The sequence below is a fragment of the Flavonifractor sp. An100 genome (genome assembly GCF_002161175.1).
Lineage (GTDB): Bacteria > Bacillota > Clostridia > Oscillospirales > Oscillospiraceae > Lawsonibacter.
The window spans coordinates 1-4,475 of sequence record NZ_NFMA01000046.1; the positions used below are offsets into that span (position 1 = coordinate 1).

The 4,475-nt window shown below is 55.9% G+C and carries 6 protein-coding genes; all 6 read left to right on the plus strand.

Features of this window, described 5'->3' with window-relative positions:
• Positions 1-149 precede the first annotated feature (149 nt).
• The 6 genes from B5E43_RS14600 to mobP3 all read left to right on the plus strand — a co-directional run bounded on the left by B5E43_RS14600 (position 150) and on the right by mobP3 (position 4,422).
• Positions 150-539, plus strand: a complete 390-nt coding sequence (locus B5E43_RS14600; protein ID WP_158099076.1) for a sigma-70 family RNA polymerase sigma factor — start codon at positions 150-152, stop codon at positions 537-539.
• A gap of 224 nt (positions 540-763) precedes the next feature.
• Positions 764-1,126, plus strand: coding sequence for a hypothetical protein (locus B5E43_RS14605; protein ID WP_087288203.1), 363 nt, complete (start codon positions 764-766; stop codon positions 1,124-1,126).
• Positions 1,123-1,332 (plus strand): DNA-binding protein, encoded by a 210-nt coding sequence (locus B5E43_RS14610; protein ID WP_087288205.1) that lies wholly within the window; start codon positions 1,123-1,125, stop codon positions 1,330-1,332. The genes B5E43_RS14605 and B5E43_RS14610 overlap by 4 nt, the downstream gene beginning before the upstream one ends.
• Complete coding sequence (locus B5E43_RS14615) at positions 1,329-1,703, plus strand: helix-turn-helix domain-containing protein (RefSeq protein WP_087288207.1); 375 nt, start codon at positions 1,329-1,331, stop codon at positions 1,701-1,703. Before B5E43_RS14610 ends, B5E43_RS14615 begins: the two co-directional genes overlap by 4 nt.
• Positions 1,704-2,059: 356 nt before the next feature.
• Entirely contained in the window at positions 2,060-2,479 is a 420-nt protein-coding gene (locus tag B5E43_RS14620; protein ID WP_087288210.1) for a hypothetical protein, read from the plus strand.
• Positions 2,467-4,422, plus strand: coding sequence for a MobP3 family relaxase (gene mobP3, locus B5E43_RS14625; RefSeq protein ID WP_164475103.1), 1,956 nt, complete (start codon positions 2,467-2,469; stop codon positions 4,420-4,422). Before B5E43_RS14620 ends, mobP3 begins: the two co-directional genes overlap by 13 nt.
• Positions 4,423-4,475: the final 53 nt, after the last annotated feature.

A 4,475-nucleotide genomic window follows, 5' to 3' on the forward strand; every position in this document is an offset into this window, starting at 1 on the left:
ACACCCCGGTGGGACCTCAGACATTCATGGGCCTCGTAGGGCACCACAACCACCCTGTACGAAGGGAACTTCCATGAAGGTCTTCAGTATTTGGCGCTGTGCCGGCAGCGCGGGTGTGCGCCTTTCCGTGGAAAGCGGAAAGGATGCAAATGAACGACTCTGTCGCGATTACCTATAGTGGCCAGCAAGTATCAGTGCCAAAGGAGGTCGCAGACTTCCTGGAGCAGGATCGGAAGCGGGAACAGGCGCAGGAGAAACGGGACCAAAGGCATCTGAGTAGAAGTGAGTTTGAAACGGTGCTGTTCTGTTCGGATTGTGTCAGGCGTCCCGTGGAGGATGCTGTACTCCGGAACCTCCAGCTTGAAACTCTGCGGAAAGCCGTCGGTGATCTTGGTGACCAGGGCCGGGATCTGATCCAGCTCCGATATGGCAGAGGCCTGACCATGGAGGAGATCGGGACGATCTACGGCGTATCCAAGGCGTCGGTATCAAAGCGGCTGAAAAAGCTCCACGAACAGCTGAGGGGCTCTGTCTCATGACAGAGTCCCTCAGCTATTTTTGTTCTCTGAATTGTATTGTTCCAAGGCTCCGCTCCTGTCCACACTGGACGGGAGCAAAATTTTTAAAAATATTTTTTATTTTTGGGTTTACAAACCGCCTCTAAGTGTCCTGATAAGTAGAGGGTGATTTTCCGGCACTCGGAAACCTGACCTTGGCCGTAGTCAGGGGAACCCAGATCAAAATACACAGAGGAGCGATGACGATGGATTTATTTGGTACAAGGCAAAAACAACTGCTGCATTTCCTGACTGCCGATGCTGAGAAGGAAACTCTGGACTATGTCCTTCAGGAGATGCGGGAAGTTCTGGGGGAAGAGATGCCGGAGGAGGACGCGGTGCGAGCCTATCTGCAAGACCCGGACAAACCCACGAAGCTCAGCACAGAACAACAGATCGTGGTGATCGATAAGCTGCTGGAGTGTGCGGAGGTCAATCTCCGAACACTCTGTGATCTGATTCGTTACCAGCAACTCAAAGATGCCGGTGTAGTCAACTCCGTAAGGGAGTTCCTGCGTCTGGTCCATCCAGATGATGTCCGCGATATTTCAAAGGAGGATGCCGATTGAAAGAATCCGAATACAAGTTCTACGATGACCTGCCGCTGTTTCTCAACGCGGATACAGTAGGGAAGGTGCTGGGAGTGTTGCCCGCCAGTACCTATGAACTGATGCACGAGCCGGACTTCCCGATGCTGCGCGTCGGCAGCAGGATGGTAGTACCAAAGGAACAGTTCATCCAGTGGGTGAACGAGCACACGGGAGGCGGCGTATGAGGTACAGCAAGTACAGTGGCCGGGGTAATTTTTTCTCTCTGCCCAATGAGATTTTCCAGCTTGGACTGAACGCCGGTGAACTGTCGGTGTACTGCTTTCTGCGTCGGTGTGAAAACCACAGGACCCACCAGTGCTGGCCCAGCATCCGAACCATCGGAGAAGCAGTGGGCATGAGTGAAAACACTGTCCGCAAGTACATCCGGCAGCTGGAGGAGCGTGGATTCGTCACCACAGAACCCACAGAGGTAATCACTAAACACAACGGCCGGCGCAATGGCAATCTGCTGTTCACCCTCCGTCCGATCCAGGAGGTGGTCGACCAGTATTACGACCGGCAGATGGAGGAACTGGAACTGGCCACCGAGCGCTAGCGTGTGGCGAAGCTCCTGCGAGAACAGGAAAGCCCAGCGTGACTGCTTGCGGGCCCCTGTGTGCCCTGATTGCGGGAGGGGCAGAGTCCCTGCCCCTCCCGGCGGTTCCAAGCCGGATTTGGGGCAGTTTCACGGCCCTTATAGGGGACGAAAGGAAAAGCAGGATAAAGGACAGGCGTCAAGACCGCCGCTCTGCCCAGTCACATCTGCCCGCAGTGCGGGCAGTTCCGAGCGTTTCCCAGGTGGTCGGAATTGGGGTCAAATCCAGAAAGAAAAAATGATTCTGCGGTCACATTCCCCGAACGCCTACTGCCATAAGAAGAAAATAGGGGTCATACCCCGGAAAGGAGCCTATTTTGAGCCGAAAAGAGAAGTTTGCCTTTTACCTGACGCCGGAGAAGAAAGTACTCCTGGAACGACGGTATCAGGAGGACGGAAGCCGCAGTCTCACTGCTTTTATCGAAAACGCCGTGGACTTTTACCTGGACTACCTCAGCGCCAACAGTGCCGGACTATTCCTCCCTACTTCCCTCAAGTCCTATCTGGACGGGCGGCTGGGACGGTTGGAGGACCGGCTGTCCTCGCTCATATTCAAACAGGCGGTGGAGCAGGACATGGTAGCCGGCATCCTGGCAGATGCGTTTCAGTTCAGCGAAGATGACTTGCACCGCCGGCGAGCGGAGAGTGTTAACAATGTGAAGAAGACCAACGGTCGCATCTCACTGGAGCAGCGGGTGCGGGAAGCTTGGGAGGAGGACAATGAGTGGCAAGACTGATTGTCAAAAGCCCATACCTCAAATGCGGTGGGAGCAATTCTGTCAGCGGCTACCTGCGGTACATCGGAACCAGAGAGCGTGTAGAGCTACTCCCAGGTAACCGTCCGCCCACCAGAAAACAGGAGCAGCTCATCACAAAACTGGTAAAGGATTTTCCTAATAGCCAAGAGTTGGATGAGTATTCTGACTACGCAACCAAGCACACCAAAGCCAATGCCTCGACGTTCATCACAAGAGCACTGGAAGAAAACTGGGCAGCGGTGCAGCAGTCGGAGGGCTACATGAAGTACATCGCCACCCGACCAAGGGCGGAGCGGCTGGGGGATCACGGTCTCTTTGGTGACGAGGATGGCGTTGACTTGGCAACAACAATGGATGAATTAGATCGCTACACCGGAAATGTGTGGACGCACATTCTCTCCCTGAAACGGGAGGATGCTGCTCGCCTTGGCTATGACAACGCCAAAGCGTGGATGAATCTACTCCGGGCCAACCGCAATGACATCGCCGCCGCTATGAACATCCCGCCGAATCACTTCCGCTGGTACGCTGCCTACCACGATGAGGGCAAGCACCCCCATGTCCATATGATGGCATGGTCGACGGTGCCAGATGAAGCCTATCTGACGCGGGAGGGCATCCGCAAGATCAAGTCCACACTGGCCAATCAAATATTTAGGCAGGAGATGCTGCACACCTATGAGCAAAAGTCCTACTCCCGGGATGAACTGGTGTGGGAAGCCCGCCGTGCAATCCATCGTCTTATCCAGGAGATGGCCCGGAGCATCTACACCTACCCGGAGGCGGAAGAACTGATGCAGACGCTCTCTGCACAATTGGAAACGGTCAAGGGAAAGAAGTCCTACGGCTACCTCCCCAAGCCGGTGAAGAAAACCGTGAATGAGGTGGTGGACCGGCTGGAGGAGCTGCCGGTAGTCCGGGAGTGCTACAATCAGTGGTGTGCCCTCCAAAGTGAAGTCGACAGCTACTACCACGACAAGACTAGAGAAAAGAAAAAGCTGTCCCAGGAGAAAGAGTTCCGGCAGATCAAGAACGCCGTCATCCAGGAGGCGGAGCGCATCCGGCTGGGGGAAATCACCTTCGAGGATGCCGACCTGACTGGCCATGATGAACCAGAACAGGGGTGGGGAGAGTCCTATGCCTGCTGGGAACTGCGGCAGATCATCCGGGACGAGTCCCTTTCTCTGGCAGACCGGGACGACGCGGTGGAGGAATTGGAGCGGCTGGCAGAGCGAGGCGACGCCTATGCTCAATACTTGATGGGTCAGCTCTATCGGGACGGCCATCTGCTGATCCCGGACAGTCAAAAGGCGAAAGACTGGTTCACCCAGGCGTCAGGGCATGGCCTGCCGGAGGCCCAGTATGCCCTGGGTAAGATTCTTCTCTCTAATGATCCCGAAGTCCGAGAACCGGACGAGGGCATCCGTTGGTTGAAAGAAGCGGCGGCCCAGGGAAATTCCTGGGCCGCCTACCGGCTGGGCAAGGAGTATCTCGGCGGCGAGGTTGTGTCAAAAGATGCAACCAGAGCCACAGCGTGGCTCACCCAGTCAGCGGAGGCGGGCAACCAGTACGCCCAGTACATGCTGGGCAAGCTGTACCTGACAGGGCAGGGAGTGACTCACGACCAGACCCAGGCAATGGTTTGGTTCGGCCGTTCCGCCGCCCAAGGAAACCAGTATGCCCAACTCTTCCTGGAGCGGCAAAATGAAATCCGTCCGCCCTCCGTAATGCTGGCGGCCACCCGCCTGCTCTACCACATGAGCCGGATCTTTGAGAACCACTCTCTGCCCCAGTCCGGTGCCGGCCTGCACATCGACCGAAAGCGCCGCCAGCAGCTCCGGGAAAAGAGGATCGCGCTGGGCCACAAGCCAAACGACCATGAGGAAGAACAAAGCCAGGGTATGACTATGAAGGGGTGGTAACTCTCAAAATTATGATGCGGTTAACAATGAATACAGCGGCAGGCCGGAGTGCC